Origin of the sequence: Streptobacillus felis, from assembly GCF_001559775.1 — a bacterium.
GTDB classification, from domain to species: domain Bacteria; phylum Fusobacteriota; class Fusobacteriia; order Fusobacteriales; family Leptotrichiaceae; genus Streptobacillus; species Streptobacillus felis.
Window position 1 is genome coordinate 1 of the sequence record NZ_LOHX01000246.1, and the last position, 295, is coordinate 295.

The following is a 295-nucleotide window of genomic DNA, read 5'->3' on the forward strand; positions in this document are numbered from 1 at the left end:
GAATTATTAGAAGTTAGTTAAACGGGAGAAAATAAAGGCAAAGATGAGTATCAAGAAACTGATGATCCAAGCAGCTGGGTTTGAACAGAATCTGATTTAATTATGATAGATTTAATTAAGGAATTACATAAATATGGGATTAGAGTAATATTTGAAGCTGTTTTTAACCATAGTAGTAACTATAACTTTACATTAAATTTAGCTCTTTCTGAAGGAAAGGATTCTAAATAGGCAAATTGGTATAAGTTCACAGATTATAAAAACTATAGCAAAGTAAAAGAAGAAATGTCAGAAG

1 protein-coding gene is annotated in these 295 nt (G+C 28.5%); it reads left to right on the top strand.

Features of this window, described 5'->3' with window-relative positions; genetic code table 11:
* The first annotated feature begins 102 nt into the window (after nt 1–102).
* Complete coding sequence (locus tag AYC60_RS09370; RefSeq protein ID WP_231724633.1) at nt 103–231, top strand: alpha-amylase family glycosyl hydrolase; 129 nt, start codon at nt 103–105, stop codon at nt 229–231.
* Nucleotides 232–295 lie beyond the last annotated feature (64 nt).